Origin of the sequence: Dyadobacter psychrotolerans, from assembly GCF_004349265.1 — a bacterium.
Lineage (GTDB): Bacteria > Bacteroidota > Bacteroidia > Cytophagales > Spirosomataceae > Dyadobacter > Dyadobacter psychrotolerans.
Genome location: NZ_SMFL01000014.1, coordinates 24,071 through 40,569 on the forward strand (window position 1 = coordinate 24,071; position 16,499 = coordinate 40,569).

9 protein-coding genes are annotated in these 16,499 nt (G+C 42.3%); 2 read left to right on the forward strand and 7 right to left on the reverse strand.

Features of this window, described 5'->3' with window-relative positions:
* The first annotated feature begins 16 nt into the window (after window positions 1-16).
* The gene (gene mobC, locus E0F88_RS27045; protein ID WP_131961427.1) at window positions 17-2,005 is read left to right on the forward strand and encodes a conjugal transfer protein MobC; all 1,989 of its coding nucleotides are present in this window, start codon (window positions 17-19) and stop codon (window positions 2,003-2,005) included.
* A gap of 298 nt (window positions 2,006-2,303) precedes the next feature.
* Here the strand turns inward: mobC and E0F88_RS27050 are convergent, their stop codons facing one another.
* Both E0F88_RS27050 and E0F88_RS27055 read right to left on the reverse strand, forming a co-directional pair.
* Complete coding sequence (locus E0F88_RS27050) at window positions 2,304-2,519, reverse strand: hypothetical protein (protein ID WP_131961428.1); 216 nt, start codon at window positions 2,517-2,519, stop codon at window positions 2,304-2,306.
* A 325-nt stretch (window positions 2,520-2,844) separates the two neighbouring features.
* Window positions 2,845-5,481, reverse strand: a complete 2,637-nt coding sequence (locus tag E0F88_RS27055) for a TonB-dependent receptor (RefSeq protein WP_131961430.1) — start codon at window positions 5,479-5,481, stop codon at window positions 2,845-2,847.
* A 576-nt stretch (window positions 5,482-6,057) separates the two neighbouring features.
* Between E0F88_RS27055 and E0F88_RS27060 the strand changes: the two genes are divergently transcribed.
* On the forward strand, window positions 6,058-6,249 hold the full coding sequence (locus E0F88_RS27060; RefSeq protein ID WP_131961431.1) for a hypothetical protein: 192 nt from the start codon (window positions 6,058-6,060) through the stop codon (window positions 6,247-6,249).
* Window positions 6,250-6,488: 239 nt separating this feature from the next.
* On the opposite strand, the gene E0F88_RS27065 is transcribed toward E0F88_RS27060, so the two are convergent.
* The 5 genes from E0F88_RS27065 to E0F88_RS27085 all read right to left on the reverse strand — a co-directional run bounded on the left by E0F88_RS27065 (window position 6,489) and on the right by E0F88_RS27085 (window position 16,383).
* The gene (locus E0F88_RS27065; protein WP_131961433.1) at window positions 6,489-10,817 is read right to left on the reverse strand and encodes a sigma-54-dependent Fis family transcriptional regulator; all 4,329 of its coding nucleotides are present in this window, start codon (window positions 10,815-10,817) and stop codon (window positions 6,489-6,491) included.
* A 172-nt stretch (window positions 10,818-10,989) separates the two neighbouring features.
* Window positions 10,990-11,517, reverse strand: coding sequence for an HD domain-containing protein (locus tag E0F88_RS27070; RefSeq protein WP_131961435.1), 528 nt, complete (start codon window positions 11,515-11,517; stop codon window positions 10,990-10,992).
* 35 nt (window positions 11,518-11,552) lie between these two features.
* Window positions 11,553-12,329: an alpha/beta hydrolase gene (locus tag E0F88_RS27075; RefSeq protein ID WP_131961436.1), complete on the reverse strand. Its 777-nt coding sequence runs from the start codon at window positions 12,327-12,329 to the stop codon at window positions 11,553-11,555.
* Window positions 12,330-12,431: 102 nt separating this feature from the next.
* The gene (locus E0F88_RS27080) at window positions 12,432-13,418 is read right to left on the reverse strand and encodes an alpha/beta hydrolase (RefSeq protein WP_131961438.1); all 987 of its coding nucleotides are present in this window, start codon (window positions 13,416-13,418) and stop codon (window positions 12,432-12,434) included.
* A gap of 496 nt (window positions 13,419-13,914) precedes the next feature.
* The gene (locus tag E0F88_RS27085; RefSeq protein WP_131961440.1) at window positions 13,915-16,383 is read right to left on the reverse strand and encodes a tetratricopeptide repeat-containing sensor histidine kinase; all 2,469 of its coding nucleotides are present in this window, start codon (window positions 16,381-16,383) and stop codon (window positions 13,915-13,917) included.
* Window positions 16,384-16,499 lie beyond the last annotated feature (116 nt).

Consider the following 16,499-nt stretch of genomic DNA (forward strand, 5'->3'; position numbering starts at 1 on the left):
CTTGACAGAATAAGCCATGGCCAGCTCAGATAATCAGCATGCGCTTGGAAAAATTCTGGATCTAACCCGGATGCTTTCCATTTTCTTATTAGCGCTACATTTTTACTACTTCTGCTACCAGGTGTTTTATCTTTGGGGTTATTCAAGTGTTTTTACTGACCGGATACTTGCTCAGATTTCCAAAACGGGGCTTTTTTTCGGCTTCGGAAAATCAAAGCTTCTTGCTTTGGGGCTATTGATCGTTTCGCTTTTTGGAGCACAGGGTAAAAAAAAGGAAAACCTCAGCCGGGCTCAAACCTTGGCCTTGCTGGTATTTGGCCTTTTGCTTTATTTTTTAAGCGCACAGGTTCTTTCTCTCTGCTATGATAATGAGCTTGCCTGTCTTTGGTATATGGCGCTTACCACAACCGGCTTTCTCACAGTACTTGCAGCCGGTACACTCCTTTCAAGACTCATAAACCTTCCTTTTAATAACGGTGATATTTTCAACCGGGAAAACGAGAGCTTTCCGCAGAATGAAACGCTTTACCAAACTGAATTCTCAGTGAATCTACCAGCCGAATATGAGCTGAAAGGAAAAATCAAGAGCAGCTGGGTAAATTTTATTGAACCTTTCCGAGGTATTTTGGTCATGGGCTCACCCGGATCAGGAAAATCCTACTTTATCATACGCCATATCATCACACAGCATATTGCCAAGGGATTTTCCATGTTTGTGTATGATTTTAAATACGATGATCTTAGCTCAATTGCCTACAATGCCTGGCTGGCTTCTAAGGCAGCAAGCGGCAAAATGCCCAAGTTTTATGCGGTCAATTTTGATGATCTCAGCCGCAGTCACCGCTGTAATCCCATCGAGCACAGCAGCATGCTTGATATCACCGACGCGGCAGAGTCAGCCCGGACGATTCTTTTGGGCCTCAACCGGGAGTGGATCAAAAGACAGGGCGATTTTTTTGTTGAATCACCCATAAACCTTTTGACGGCCGTGTTTTGGTTTTTGAGAAAATATAACGGCGGGAGCCTGTGCACACTTCCGCATGTGATTGAGTTTTTACAGATCGAATATGATCACCTTTTCACGCTGCTTCGTACAGAGAAGGAAATAGAAATATTAATAGACCCATTTGTTAGCGCTTATCTGAACAATGCCATGGAACAACTTGAGGGCCAGATCGCCTCAGCAAAGATCGCCCTTGCCCGATTGTCCTCTCCGCAGCTATATTATATTCTTTCCGGAAACGATTTTAGTCTTGACATTAACAATCCAGACGATCCTAAAATAGTTTGCATGGGAAATAATCCGCAAAAAATACAAATTTACGGAGCTGTGCTCTCTTTGTACGTCAACCGACTTGTCAAATTGGTCAACAAGAAAGATAAATTAAAATCCAGTCTTATTTTCGATGAGTTCCCAACGGTGTATCTCAATGGAATCGATTCGCTGATCGCTACGGCCAGATCTAACAAGGTGTGCACAACCATTGCCGTGCAGGATCTAAGCCAGCTTAAAAAGGACTATGGAAGAGAGCAGGCAGATGTAATTATGAATGTGATGGGAAACATCATCAGCGGCCAGGTCAGTGGTGAGAGCGCCAGACAATTATCTGATCGCTTTGGAAGAATCCAGCAAAATCGTACAAGTTTTTCCATTAACCGTCACGATACGTCAATTAACCGTTCCAAACAGCTCGATGCTGCCATTCCGGTCTCAAAGATTGCCGCTTTAAGCGCTGGTGAATTTGTCGGAATTACTGCGGACAATCCCAATCAACGCATGGAATTGAAAAGTTTTCACTGCCGGATTCTTAATGATCACAAGGCCATCAAAAAACAGCAAAACGCCTATAAACCGCTGCCCATCATTCGTAAAGTTGATGATTCTGTAATATACAGTAATTACCTGCGTATTAAGGAAGACATCAAGGATATGGTGAATTTGGAGATTGAAAAACTTCTTTCAGACCCGATGCGCCATCATCTTGTGATCAAAAAGAAGAAATGAACAGCCATCACAGGATCATTAGCGACTGCTGAGTCTTATTGAAACCCTTTACTACCGCCAGTGACGCTGCGTTGCTTTTTCTAAAAGCGTACTGATAGGCAACATCATAAAAATGCAGATCTAAACAGCTAATGATCATCTTGCCTTAAATAATGCGAAAATCGAAAGCAACGTCCAGATCATAGGGCTATATGTCAATTTTCGGCATGACCATTCAAAAAACCTCTAAGGTGGTTCCCAAAGGCGGCACACATTTTTGTATATCACAAAGCAACTTTCGTCTTAATTGGATAATATGCTATTTGTTTGCGGGTAAATAAATCCTGTTTAACAACAGTATCATCACAGACTGGTCAAAATAAGAATACGGAATTCCTACCCGTATCGAAAGCCTGATGGCGGCCCAGATTTTGACATTGGAACGTTCATGAATAAGACTACCGATGACGAAATAAGGACGTTGACTGGATTCGTCAGACAAAACAACCGTAACGGTCACCAGGTCGACAGTCATTTTCTCGGAGATGCAAAAAAGGTTTGCAGGCCACAGTTAAATGCTCCGGCCAAGAAACTGAAAACCGAATTAAAGCTTGCTTTAAAGATTATTTTGATAAGAAGTATGGTGACTAACCATTTAAAAGGATCAATAAACTAGACGGTATATTTGACTTTTTACCATATCTTATCATTTTAGCGCGGAAGCGGCCAAGCAAATCAGCCAAGCAACAATAGAGCGAAGGAAAGGTGAAATTTTATGCCAAATCGTATACAGTACCCGGGTCTATTTCGCTTAGGCACGAAGAATAACTTTATCCGGTTACTGTCCAGAAATGCAAATCTCAATTCTTTTTAAGCGCGGGAGCAGATTTCTTGCCAGGTTTTTTGCTGTTGTCCCCTGCCTCAAATTTAATGTCTTTTACTTCACCGTTATCTATCTTCCTGCGATCATCATTTTCATGATTTTTTTGCTCCTTATCCGGCTTTATTTTGTACTCCATACGGCTAAAATTGTAGGTAAGTCCCACGCGGAAAACACGGTTGTAGTAGTTTTGGATACTGGTTGAACCGAATTGTTCGGTAATGGTTGTCGTACGGATTTGATTGCCTTTACTGAAAAAGTTTTCGATACTGAAATTCAGGCTTACCCGGTCCTTACTTACCTGGCGAACCATAAAATCCTTTTTTAAACTGATGTTATACTGCTGGAGTGATGAGGTTTTACCCTGGAGTGTCAATCTGGGCGATGATAAAGAGGAAGTGATCTGTCCGCTCACTTCCTTGAAAGGCCCTTTTAAAGTTTTGGGAACCTGAAAACCTGCGTTTAATTTAATGCTGTACATCCAGCCGCCTCTTGACAGGGTTACACCTTTTTTCAACTGACTGCTATAGACAAATCCGTTAATTTCATTGTAAAAAACACTAAAATTCCCTCCCAGCTGGATAAGCTTACTGAGCCGTCCACTGACTGATATGTTGGTTCCGTAAGTAAGGTTGCTGCCCAGATTCAGATAGGTGGTCGTGATGGCGTCAATCGAATCGTTGGCAATATTGGAATCATTGTCTGCCGACCGGCTCCGAACGCGATTCCATGTGCGGTACTGCCCAATGTCATCATTTGTCTGACGCCAGTAGACGGAGCCGTTTATACTTAGTGTTTTAAGGTATTTGCTGTATGTCAGCTGCAAATTATGCGTCAGTTCCGGCAGCAGATTTGGGTTACCCACCTTTATACTGCGTTCGTTGGAATCATCCAGATAAGGGTTCAGGTATTCTATCTGAGGCCGGAAAATTTGCGTCGAATAATTTATGGATATCCGCTGTTCTTTTTTGAGGCGAGCGGAAATAGTGACATTTGGCATCAGTGCAGGATAAGGCTTCCTAAGCGTCGTATCATTTGAAACAAAATCGGCAAAAATATTGGTGTACTCATAGCGCCCTCCAAACCGGAAGTTGTATTTTTTCTTCAATTGAAAGTTATAACTCAAATAAGCAGAGTACACATCCTGGTCGTATGTGAAAATATTTGTCCTTCTTGTGTCTATTACCATGGCACCCTCGGATGACGAAGCGCTCGCCAGCTGGTAGTTACTTCCATTATTTCTGAGAATCGCTTTCCCTCCGAATTCCAATTTGCCCCATTTTTTCAGGGGCTGAACATAATCAGCTTGGAAGGTAACCTCTCTGACAGACGCATCATTGTTGTTTTGCAGCCGCTGGTTGACCACGCCTTCCCTATTTTGTCTGATGGTGTAGTTATCTCCGTCTCTGTTGTTAAGACTATACAGCATCAGTACATTAAGTTCCTGACCTTTTGTTTTGAACTTACGGGTGTAGTCCAGGTTCGCATCAAGGCTTCCGGATGCACTTTTGCTATCTGTGTTATTCCGATCATTGGAAATAATATTGCCAAAACTTTCAGGAATGGTAGAAGTCACCAAACTATTGTTTTGCCGGTCATTAATAGCATGATATTTACTGAACCGAAGTGTACCTGTCAGGCTGTTTTTATCATTAAAATCAAAATCGCCGCCTAACAGGCCATTCAACCCCTGTCCGTCGTTGCGGAATTCACTGTTTTGAAGCACCTGCCGCTGGGCATAATAAATCTGCTCACTCTCGCCATTGCCAAAATTCCTGTTCAGGTTTCCACCGACACTACTCCGAAGTCCAAGCTTCCCGATGCGGGTTGTGAAGTTTCCATTCATACTATTGGCCCGGTTGCCTCCGGTGATAGTAATCCCCCCCTTATAACCTTCCAGATTTGTACTTTTTTTTGTAATGATGTTTATAACCCCTCCTGCACCCTCCGCGGCATATTTGGCTGAAGGCGTAGTAATAACTTCCACTTTCTCGATCATATTCGCAGGTATCTGCTGCAAGGCCTCAGCAATATTACCGGCCATGATGGCGGAAGGTTTGCCATCGATCATTATCTTTATTTTTGTTGTCCCCTGCATTTCCAGGTTTCCATCCATATCAACAGACACCCCCGGCACATTCTTAAGCAGATCTGACGCCGTTCCGCCCGAAGCATTGATGTCGTTTTCAGCATTGTAAACAAACCCGTCGTCGGTTTCTTCAACCATAGGCTTCACGGCTCTGACCACCACTTCGTCCAGGGATTTATTATCCGCCGACAGTTCAATATCGCCCAGGTTTACTTCTGTGGCTTTACCGGAAACAACGAATGAATACACTTTGGTTTTATAACCTATGAAGCTGACTGACAGTGTGTAATTACCGAAAGAAACCTGTCTGAGTGTGAATTTCCCAAGGGTGTCGCATACAACACCATCCAGGATCTTTCCGACCTTATCCTGCAACGCGACCGTGGCAAAATCTACAGGTTGTTTGGTCTCAAAATCGAGAATGCGTCCGCTTACCGTTTTTTTGGATTGGGCAAATCCATCAAGCCCAGCCAGTAACAGATAAGCTGTTAAAATGCAGTAAAATTGAGGGTAAAATTTTATTCCCATCCACCGGGTTATTTAGAGAGTTTGCCCGAAAATAGTTGCCCGATTTAGCTTTGACCTAAATGTTCAAAAATCCCCGAACTAAAAATACAGTAACCAGTTGATATTTAGTTAACAATGATCTTGATTACACTAAAAATTATTCAGATTTACACAATAATAAGACCATAATTATTATTACTTACTTGTAAAAGCATAACGAGCTTCGCCTAAGGGTTTTAACAGCCTCCTTCTTATTTTTAGACTTGATATCTTCTTGGAGCAAAAAATGTTCCTCTTACAATTCGTTTAACGACATTTGACAGCGCAATAATTCCTTATTATCAACTCAGTCGGAGGCAAAATTTGCATCCTGCAAAAGATATAAAAAAGCATCAGTTCCTGAGATCCAGACGTAAAGTACGGGCCTGGCAAAATCTATAAAAACAATGGGAGTTTGCGGCGCAAGGAGGTAGTAACGAGGAAAAGTTCCTTGTCAGCGGTTCTGGCAAGATCGAAAATATGGCTTGATTTTCAGAAAAAAGCAATAGCAGAACCCACCCTGTTTGAAGGAAGTACACAAATGGATAAGGTGTGGATATGAGCGGAAACGTAGTTGTATTTTGCCAGGTCACTTATGGACGTTATCCAAGAGGTACAGTTTCGAGCCGCACAGGGTACACCAACAGCCTTTTTCGTATTGTCCGTGGAGGTAGCTGGCATAATACTGCTCAGCGTTTTAAGATCACAATTAGGGAAAATACACTTCAAACACAGGTTTTGATTATATAGGTTTCAGGGTAGTTGAAATTTAAACATCATTTTTAAGATTTTAAAAAAGTTGAATGACGAAACATCACAAGGCACTGGGGTCCATTCACCAAAGAGATTGATCGGAGGCGTCTTTGCACACCTTTTTCCTTTCCTGGACAGTTAATTTATATAGGGTAATACTGAATTCAGACATGACTAACGGTCGGACATCACGGTGGTTTTTAAAATTGATTCAGCTCAATTACATTTTGACCAATTTACGCCTTTTTGAAAACTGCTTGCTCTTTTTTGATACCCAGTTTTTTCATTTTGGAGTTTAGTGTACCCACTTTCATATCCATGATTTCGGCCGCGCCGCCAGAACCGAAAATTTTACCATTACATCGGTTTAGTACTTGTATAATGTAGTCTCTTTCGTTCTCTACATGAGTCTTTGGATAAATATCTTCCGATCGTATTTGCGCTTCCTCACTCCTCAACTTGGGCAAATGCATTTCACGAACCGTGTTACCGGTGCTCATCAGTATACTGCGTTCAATGAGATGTTCCAACTCTCTGACATTTCCTGGCCAGTTGTAAGCTTTCAGTTCTTTCATGGCATTACTTGATATCTGAATGGCTTTTCTTCCATTATTTTTTGCATACTTGCTAAGAAAATGTGAAGCCAGCACCGGGATATCATCCTTATGTTCCCGAAGCGAAGGCAGGGTGATCGGGAAGACATTGAGCCGGTAATACAGATCACTTCTAAACTTTCCCTCATTCACCTCTTTTTGTAAGTTGCGGTTGGTGGCCGCAATAATGCGTACATCGACTTTTATCGTCGACTTGCCTCCTACCCGCTCGATTTCCCGCTCCTGCAAGGCCCGTAACAGTTTTACTTGAAGATCAAGAGGCATTTCACCTATTTCGTCCAAAAACAAAGTCCCGTGGTTGGCAAGTTCAAACTTTCCTAACCTGCGCTCAGTTGCTCCGGTAAAACTTCCCCGTTCATGTCCAAACAACTCACTCTCAATCAGACTTGCGGGAAGCGCGGCGCAATTTACCTTCACCATAAGCTTGTCCTTTCGGGAAGAAGAATTATGTATAGCTCTTGCAATCAGTTCCTTTCCTGTACCGGTTTCTCCCAATAACAGAACCGTGGTATTTGTAAAAGAAACCTGAGAAAGCAGGTGAAATACCCTTTGCATCTGCGGTGTGGAACCAATAATGTCTTTGTAGGAGTAACCCAAACTCACCTCTTCCTGCAAATAGAGCTTTTCTTCTTCCAGCTGCTGTTTGTATTTATTAATCTCGGCCAGCTGCAACTCAATTCTTGTATTTGCCAGCAGGTTCGCAATGGCGATGGACAGTTGATATGAAATTCCTTGGACAAGGCGTAATACAGGCTCATTCCAATTTCCCGGTTCTTTCACTAAAATAAAAAAAGCACCCAAAATTTTATTGCCGTCTACCAGCGGCACACCTACAATTTCGCGGATGCCATTCTCATAATCGAATCGTAGATATTCAGGCGCATTGTCACTTTCAACAAGTACTGAAAGATCAAAAACAATCGGATTCGACGCTTTAATCACCTGGTCGAAAAAGCCGTCATTTACCGGAAAATACACGGTCGACATTCTGGGATACATCGGATGTGTTTTACTCTCATCGGCAAAAACATGCAGATAGGGATAATGAGACAAACCCTTTTCGTCCATCATAGCTATCACAAATTCATCATAACTGATCATTTCACGCAGCCTTTCAAAAATGATCCTTGAAAGCTCGCTTTTATCTCTGACCGATGTAATGTCACTGCTGAAGGAGAGTAATTGCGATTTTTCCGACAACAGTAACGCTTTTTCGCGCTCATTTTCTTTCAATTCTTCGTTGGCCAGAATATTGCAGACAGCTGTTGCTAAATGGTGGGAAACACGTTCAATCAAACTAACGTCGTTTTTCGAAAATGAATGGTCCTTATCCGAAAGCAGCACCAACGCGCCGATCACTTCGTCCTTGTTTTTAAGCCGGATGCACGCCACTTCCCGAATCCCTGTGTCGATAATAAAATCGATATGCGGCATTTTCATCGCCGATAATCTTTCAAAATCAAAGACCACCGGGCAATCTGAAATCATGGTTACATTGTGCATTCCATCCTGAATGGGGAATTCAGCGGCCACAATTTCTTCAAAATCAGGATGTTGCGATGACTTTTCATTTTCGCGGGCAAAAATTGTATATGTGCCTCTTTCAGTGTTGTAATAAGAAATGCATATGTCGGCAAAAGTCAGCGATGTTCGAAGATGCTGCTTGATCTCAGACATCAGCATTTTCTTCTCCCTGACCGACGATAGCGCATTGCTGATACCAAGTAAAATCTCATTTTCATGATCGCGCCTTTTGATTTCTTCCAGCGACAATACATTGGAAATCGCAGTTGACAACTGATCTGTAATTCCTTTTAATATGGTCAGATTAATTTCATCAAACGCATTCACTTTTTCAGAAAGAATATTTATAAACCCAATCACTTCCTGGTTGTTAGTCAACTTCACCAGTAACATTTTCTTTATTCCGGATTCGTAAATAAATTGTGTTCCCTGGTGTTTATTGGGACTTTTCATGGCATCTTCAATTGCTACCATAACAGGACCGTCCGCCTGAAGCGCTACTTCATGAATACCATCATAAACAGGATAAGAAGGGGAAATTACAGACTGAAATTTTGGATGATTTTCCCGCTTGTCCATGACCTGATGTGCAAAAACCTGGTATGTTTTGCTCTCGGCATTGTAAAGCGTAATAGCAACATCGGCAAAGGAAATTAACTCCGTCAATTTACCTTTAACAATATGCAAAAGATCGTTTCTGTCCCTGACCTTGTCCATATCAGCACTCAGCGTCAGCAATATTTGTGTATCTTTTTCTTTACGTTCAATATTTTCATTAGCGATAATGTTGGCCACAGCAATCGCAATCTGGCTACCTACTCCGTTAATTATCTCAATGTGATTTTCACAGAAACTTTCCTTTTTGTCTGAGTAAAAAGTGAGCATCCCGAATATCTCGCCTTCATTTCTTAATCCCACTGAAATCGATTGTCTGATTCCTGATGCATAATGCGTTCTTAAAACTTCAGGAAGCTTACCCGATTGTTCCAGAGCAAAAAGGTCAAGCAATATTGGGCGGCTTGCATGCAAAACAGAACATGAATTGAAATCAAAAGGATAGCTGCTGTTTTGAGTATTTGCGTCAAAAAGATTATCTTCTTTTTCTATCCTGTCGTCGCCGACAAAATTCTGATATGTTTTTTTGTCATTTGAAAACAATACAATACTGCTATGCGAAAAATAAAAGATCTTTTTGAGTTCCCTTTGCATGACTTGCTCAAGGTCATTTTTTTTACGGGCCTGCGCCATGTAATTGCTTAATGACAGCAGCACAGATTTCTCATTTTCCCGAATCCTGATCTCTTCATGGTGCAGAATATTCGCCATCGCCGTCGAGATGTGGTATGCAACGCCCTGAACCAGACTGAGCACCTCATTTTCGAAACAACCTCTTCTGTCGGAATATAGGCAAATTATCCCCAGTGGTTTTCTGTCAGCAATTCGCAGCGTTACGGACAAGAGTTCTTTTAATCCTGCATTGTGATTCATTTTGATATAGTCCGGTGCATCAGGTCTTTCAGCTTCCTGTTGTATATCAAACAACAAGGGTACGTGATTTTCTAGCAGCTTATCAATAATGCCGTCGTGAACTGCGATACGACTGCTGACAACCTCATTATAATTGGGTTCCGTTTTACTCAGTGAAGACGGGTCGAGTAAAAATGCGGTCATATACTGCTCGTCGCTGCTGACCTGAAGCGTGACGCTGTGCGTAAAATAAAACAGCTGTCTGAGATTACTGTTGATGACTTCAAGAAGCGAGTTCCTGTCCTTGACGCTGGCAATAGCGCTGCTGATCGACAGAAGAATGTCCCGTTCTTTGATTCTGTTTTCCAGTGTCTCCGCTGCCATAATATTGACAACAGACAGGGAAATCTGACCAACAATACCGCGAATAACCGGGAACATTTTTGGATTAAAGTTTTCTTCTAAATCGGAATAAAAGCTCAGTACACCAATCATTTGACCTTCATTCTGCAAAGCAATGCCCATCAGCTGTTTTATCCCCGAATTGTGCATGATATTGATGTATTCAGGAGCCCGGCCAGAAGCCACCATATGATCCAGATTAAAGATCACAGGTGTTTCGGAGGCCTGGATAACGTCCACAAGTCCGTCCTCGGTTTTATAGTCCGTGGTAATGATCCGGTTATAATTTCCATGGGTCTTCATCTTCGAGTTCGGGTCCAAAAGAAAAGCTTTGAAAGTGCTTTTATCATCGCTGTTGACCACAATGGTGCAGTGATGGAAATAAAACAATCTTTGAAATTTCTCCCGGATCAGCTGCATCAGTTCTTTTTTTGCCTTAATATGGGAAATATCAGAACTCAGCGACAACATCAATTCTTTCTCGGCAACGATCCCTTTCAGATCAGCTATCTGCTGTCCCAGATCCGGAATCTCATTAAGAAATTGGTTATTACTCATATTTTTGTCATAAATAAGAATCGGTTAATTACGGGCTATCGGTAGTAGCCGATCGGCTTTCGGCATCGCGGATTGTCAGACAATTCCAGTGCAAATATTTCCACTAAGTGTAACTGTATATTTCCCAAAGCTGAAGCTGACTGCCAACCGCTGATAGCGAAAAGCTGACTGCTTATTTAAACATCGGAAGAGGATTAAGCGGATGCATAAAAAAATTCCTGAATATCTTCTTCGCAAGAAAAACATGAAAACCCAGGTTGGGCAGCATTTTTCGAGTTTGCCTGATCTGATGTTTTTCAGCACCAAAAGTTATCAATCCCAGGGAAACGTCAATCCAATCGGCTTTGCGGAATGTTTCTACCGTCTGCTGACATTTTCCGTCGTACCTACCTGTCTTGTGATGCCAGTAAATCATCAGGGTTATCTCATTGTTCCATTCCCTCTTTCCATTATTTTCCAAAAAAAATTCCATCTGATCAATAGAAGGATATAGATAATCAATCGTGCGATCTGTCCAAATTCCTATATCGTGAAACACTGCAGCAATGGCGTACTTCTCTACATTTCCCCTTTCGTGATCAATTAAAATGCAGTTCAGAAAAACGCGATAAACGTGATTTTTATATTTGTCATAATCCGCGCCAATGGCAGGCCTGTAACTCTCCAGTAAGTCTTCAATGGTTTTGTTAAAATATTCCATACAATGTTCTGATATGGGCCTTCCAGATTACGGTCTCAGTATTTATTGATCCAGTTCAAGACATAATCTGCATCGTTTTGCCAGCCCGGCTGAGCCAGCACGTGATGATTTCGCCCTGGAAATTCCTTATACTCAAGTACGGAACCGTTTCTCTTGTATTTTTTAAAATTACGATTGTTCAGGTGAGCCGGTATAATATTGTCCAGACTTCCCGAAGTAAGCAACAAAGGAGCGTGCTTCTTCTCAAAATCCAACGCCGCCGCACTGGTCAGTCCGCCCCGTGCTACCCTTTTTGATTCGGGTGCGGTAAACTGGTCGTACGCTTTTTTTTGTTCGGCAAGAGGCATTTCATTGACAAACGCATACTGCCAGGTACCAAAAGGCATCAGATACGTTTTTTTTAACGAAGTGAACAGACCAAGAGCTCCCCAGGTTGATTTCAGAAAGGAAAACTCGTAAGGAATAATTCCCTGCGGTGGCACGGAGTGAATCGCCACAGCTGCTGCCGCCAAATCGCGATTAAGCAGGATTTGGGTAATCATTCCACCTAGTGAATGACCGATTATAATTGGTTTTTCGGGTAGTGCCCTGGCAATATCTGCATAATGATCGATCAGTTCGGACAATGTAAGATCTGCCAGCTCTGTGTCATGAGGCTGACGCTGACGAAGTTCGGCAGCCGTGGCATCTTTAAAGGGCCAGGGCGGTGCTATCGTTTTATATCCCCGAAGGTCAAAATAGGCCTTCCACTCATCCCAGCAGTGGTGCGTAACAAACGCACCGGTAACAAACAAAACGGTTTTCGTAGACATGTTTTTAAATTAAATAATTAAAAGTGATGCAGGTTCTTTTTTAGTGCTTTTGTCGACTGCCGAAAGCTGATAGCCGACTGCAACATATTATGTGATCATGTATTATTTGAGATATTTTTTCAATTCCGCAGCTGCCTGTATAAACAAAGCTTTGGTCTGAGGTATTTCTGCCAGACCATTAAGCAGTCCGAAATCGTGAATGACGTCGTTATACCGAACGGTTGTTACAGTCACACCTGCATCTCCCAATCTGCGACCGTAAGCCTCACCTTCGTCTCTTAAAATGTCATTTTCAGCAACCTGGATCAATGTTGGCGGCAAACCTCTCAATTCTTCAAGAGTAGCCCGGAGAGGAGAAGCGTATATCTCACCTCGTTTTTCGGGTTCTATATATTGATCCCACATCCATTGCATCAGCGAAGATGTCAAAAAACGCTGCTTGCCATACATCAGATATGATTCTGTTTCAAAATAGGCATTGGTCACCGGCCAGAAAAGAACCTGTACTTTGAATTCCGGGCCGCCTTTTTCTTTCGCAAGAAGTGTCGCTGCCGTAGCCAGATTTCCACCTGCGCTGTTTCCAACGATGGCCAGTTTACTACCATTCACACCGATTTCCGCTCCGTTTGCTGCCAGCCATTTTGCGGCTGCATGCACTTCGTAAACAGGCTGGGGATACTTCACTTCGGGAGCACGTGAATAATTTACAAATACCCCTGTATAGCCAGTCAGAACCGACAGGTCACGTACCATACGTTTATGCGTCGGATAATCGCCCAGAACCCAGCCACCTCCGTGAATAAACATAAATGCAGGCAACATTCCTTCTGTACCTTCCGGTCTGACGATGTTTAAAGTGATGGAATATCCATCCTGACTGATCGTCCTTTCTGATTCAATAATTCCTGAAAGATCGACCTCGGAAGCTGCCTGCGCATTCACAAGCACATTACGGGCAGTATCGACACCCAGCATTTCCAACCCCGGACCATCGCCGTTCAAAGGCTTCAGAAATTCTTTAACCGCGATCGAAAGGTTAGGATCAAATGCATAATCAATGGCAACAGGCACCAAATTGTCGGTATTCATACAAGTGGAAGTTTAGATGATAGAAAATATTACGTCGACGCAAGTCTTCATATACCATTTCCATACCAATACTCAAAGCACTGACAGACAGCATTTTAATAAATTCTTAGATAAATCAATTTGTTGCTATTTCAACAATTGGCGAAATCTTTATCGAAATAACAATTGAGGCAACCTGGCAAAAACATGTGGCTGAATACTTGATCATCGCTTCCAGGTATGTTTGGTAAGCAAATGTCAAATACAGTTTTTGGTTATATGTTATTTCTCAACGACAATTTCCGAATCAACGATAAATAATATACGTTCCCCATGGCGATGCCGTTTAATAAGCCCGAAAGCTGTCAAAATTTTTTTTGTACAGGAGCATTTCATTCCAGCTTTTACTGTTGAAAAATTTATACACTACACCTGACCCGTGTTCCAGGCTGATAGGCAATCCCTTTCAAAGAGACGCAGGATTTGCAGTTGCTCGCACTCAGATAAGCAGGTAAGGTTATAATTTTGGCGTTAATACACGTGAATCAATTGTTTCGGGACTGAGGGTAATCATTATTTTGGTTCCAAAGCCGGAGCATACCTCAAACGCTGCGTCAATCTCTTTACTTAATCCGCGCATGAGCCTGAATCCCAGCGAGTTGCTTTTTGTTTCGTCAAAACCGTCAGGTAGCCCGTTTCCATTATCCGAAATAATGAGCTGGTAAAAATCCGCCATAGAAGTACCTATGATTTCTATTTTTCCACTCCTGGATGGAAACGCATATTTGATCGAGTTCGTCACCGCTTCGTTCAAAATCAGCCCGAGCGGAATTGCAATTCCAACTTCCAGATCTATTGAATCTACTTTAACATCAAAAATAATCTGATGCTGTGTTTTAAAACTCTCGGCCAGGTAAGCGACCATCTCGCCTACATACTCAGGAAATCTAATGGTGGTCACGTTCTCACTCAGGTAAAGCTTCTGATGAATCAGCGACATGCAGAACACCCGGTGCTGACTGTCGCGGATTGCCGCCAGCGCATCGCTTGTCAGGAAATCAGACTGATGTTCGAGCAAACTTACAATCGTATGCAGGTTGTTTTTTACCCGGTGATGAACTTCTTTTAAAAGCCATTCTTTTTCCTCCACCAATTGGTGCAGTGCATCATTTTTCTGACTTATCTCCGTTTGCTGTCGCTCTAATCTGACGTTACTTTTCTGTTTAGCGCGGAACTGCCTGAATAATAACCCGGAAAAAATCAACAGTATGGAAATGCCGCCCAAAGTCAGCTTTTTCTCAAAGTCAGACTGACGAAGACGAGCTTCGCGAACAACACCGCTCTGCTGTAATGATTCTATGTTCTGATCTTTTTTTACCGTTTCATATTTTACCAATAATTCATCATATTTTTCCCGCTGGCGAATATTTGAAGTCGAGTCAGCCAACATCTTATATTTTTCATAATTTCTGATAGCAGAGACATAATTTCCTGCGGCCGAATCCAGCCTGAAAAACATCAGATGGCTTAAAGAAAGATTTCCAACGGACTGTTGCCTGGTTGAAAGATCAAAGCACTTCTGAGCAAACAAACGCGACTGCCCATAGTTTTTCTGGTTGAAATAAAAGCGCGAAAGATGGATAAACACGTTGGGGAACTCGTTATGAATGTGCTCGGCAGGAAATTTGTCGGCAACAGCCAGAAAGCGTTTATATTCTTGCTCAGCTTCAGGTATCCTGTTCAGCGAGGCATTAAATTCCGCTTTGACAAATGCCAGTTGCATGTGGTCAAAGATACTGGCCGGCGGGAAAGACGCAGTGATTTTGTTAACAAATGCCGCCGCTTCGGCCGGACGGTTCTCGTAAAGAAATAGTCTGGATTTGGACAAAAAGCTTTTGTACCAAAAAACCTGTGTTTGCCTTGTAAGGGGTCCTTCAAGAGATTTCTCAAACCAGGCCATCGCCTCTTTGGTTCGGTTTAGCCTGACAAGCACATCTCCGATACGCATATAATAAAAACTTTGCAAAACCCAATCGCCTGTTTGGCGCATATATTTTATGGACTGTTGGGCATGGTCCATTGCCTTTACATAGTCTGTCGTTTGAATATATAAATACGCAAGCACATTGTGCGTGTACTGAAGATGTCGAAATCCCACTTGTTGTCCCAGTTTCAGGAACGCCAGTAAATCCTGTTCCGAGGCTGCCAGATCAGTAACAAAATGTATGGTTGCTATTCGGGCAATTACCTGTAACTCCAGAGTTTTCAGCTTGTGTTTCTGGCACAAGGCCAAAGACTGCTGAAACAAAGCAAGCTTACCAGGAGCATTGAAAGGAAGAAATACACCCTGGTTCATCAAGGCATTTGCCAATCCGGGGACGTCATTCGAATTTTTGCAGGATTTTACTATTTCTTCAAAATATTTCTGGCTTTCGGAAATATTCCCGCTTTGGTAATAAAACTTTCCTTTCAGTTTCAAAACTTCGTTGTACCAGTTTTTATATTTATTTTCTGATGTAATTTTATCAACCTGATCCATGTATACGCGCGTGCTATCCAGATCACCACTGGAAGAGCCCGGCCTGAAAAGATAATAATTTGCAAGGTCGAAAAGCAGTCGCACCTTGTCTGGCCCGGTTTCTGATTTCAGAAGCTTCTTTGCCTGGTGAATCTTACCGGCGGAAATAAGCCTTTCACCCTGAGAATCTCCAACGTTGGCATATCCTTCGTTGTATGGAAGCAACCGGCTGAGACTATACATTTCACAAGCCATGATCATTGCACTATCTACATCAACTTGGCCCTGAGTGGCTCCATTGATATAATATCCTGTTTCCAGCGCCAGCAATCGTTTCATTTCCGTACTGTAATAATCAACGTTGGCATTTCGAAATGCCTGACCGTTTATAGATGAGCTTTGTGCGATGAACAGGCATATCGATACCAGATTCCGAAGTGTGATTTTTCTTTTGAGATTTCGAATCATTGCGAGAAAATTTGGAGGTCTTCAAATACGGACTGGTAAAGTCTATTACTTAAATCGTATGCGATCCGGCGCACTTTTACGTCAGGCATTTGCTAATCAAATTGGAATGCCTTTGA

What these genes read in the sequence shown, in the direction of transcription:
- mobC (WP_131961427.1), top strand. Translation starts at nt 17, where the DNA reads ATGGCCAGCTCAGATAATCAGCATGCGCTTGGAAAAATTCTGGATCTA.
- E0F88_RS27050 (WP_131961428.1), bottom strand. Translation starts at nt 2,519, where the DNA reads ATGACTGTCGACCTGGTGACCGTTACGGTTGTTTTGTCTGACGAATCC.
- E0F88_RS27055 (WP_131961430.1), bottom strand. Translation starts at nt 5,481, where the DNA reads ATGGGAATAAAATTTTACCCTCAATTTTACTGCATTTTAACAGCTTAT.
- E0F88_RS27060 (WP_131961431.1), top strand. Translation starts at nt 6,058, where the DNA reads ATGAGCGGAAACGTAGTTGTATTTTGCCAGGTCACTTATGGACGTTAT.
- E0F88_RS27065 (WP_131961433.1), bottom strand. Translation starts at nt 10,817, where the DNA reads ATGAGTAATAACCAATTTCTTAATGAGATTCCGGATCTGGGACAGCAG.
- E0F88_RS27070 (WP_131961435.1), bottom strand. Translation starts at nt 11,517, where the DNA reads ATGGAATATTTTAACAAAACCATTGAAGACTTACTGGAGAGTTACAGG.
- E0F88_RS27075 (WP_131961436.1), bottom strand. Translation starts at nt 12,329, where the DNA reads ATGTCTACGAAAACCGTTTTGTTTGTTACCGGTGCGTTTGTTACGCAC.
- E0F88_RS27080 (WP_131961438.1), bottom strand. Translation starts at nt 13,418, where the DNA reads ATGAATACCGACAATTTGGTGCCTGTTGCCATTGATTATGCATTTGAT.
- E0F88_RS27085 (WP_131961440.1), bottom strand. Translation starts at nt 16,383, where the DNA reads ATGATTCGAAATCTCAAAAGAAAAATCACACTTCGGAATCTGGTATCG.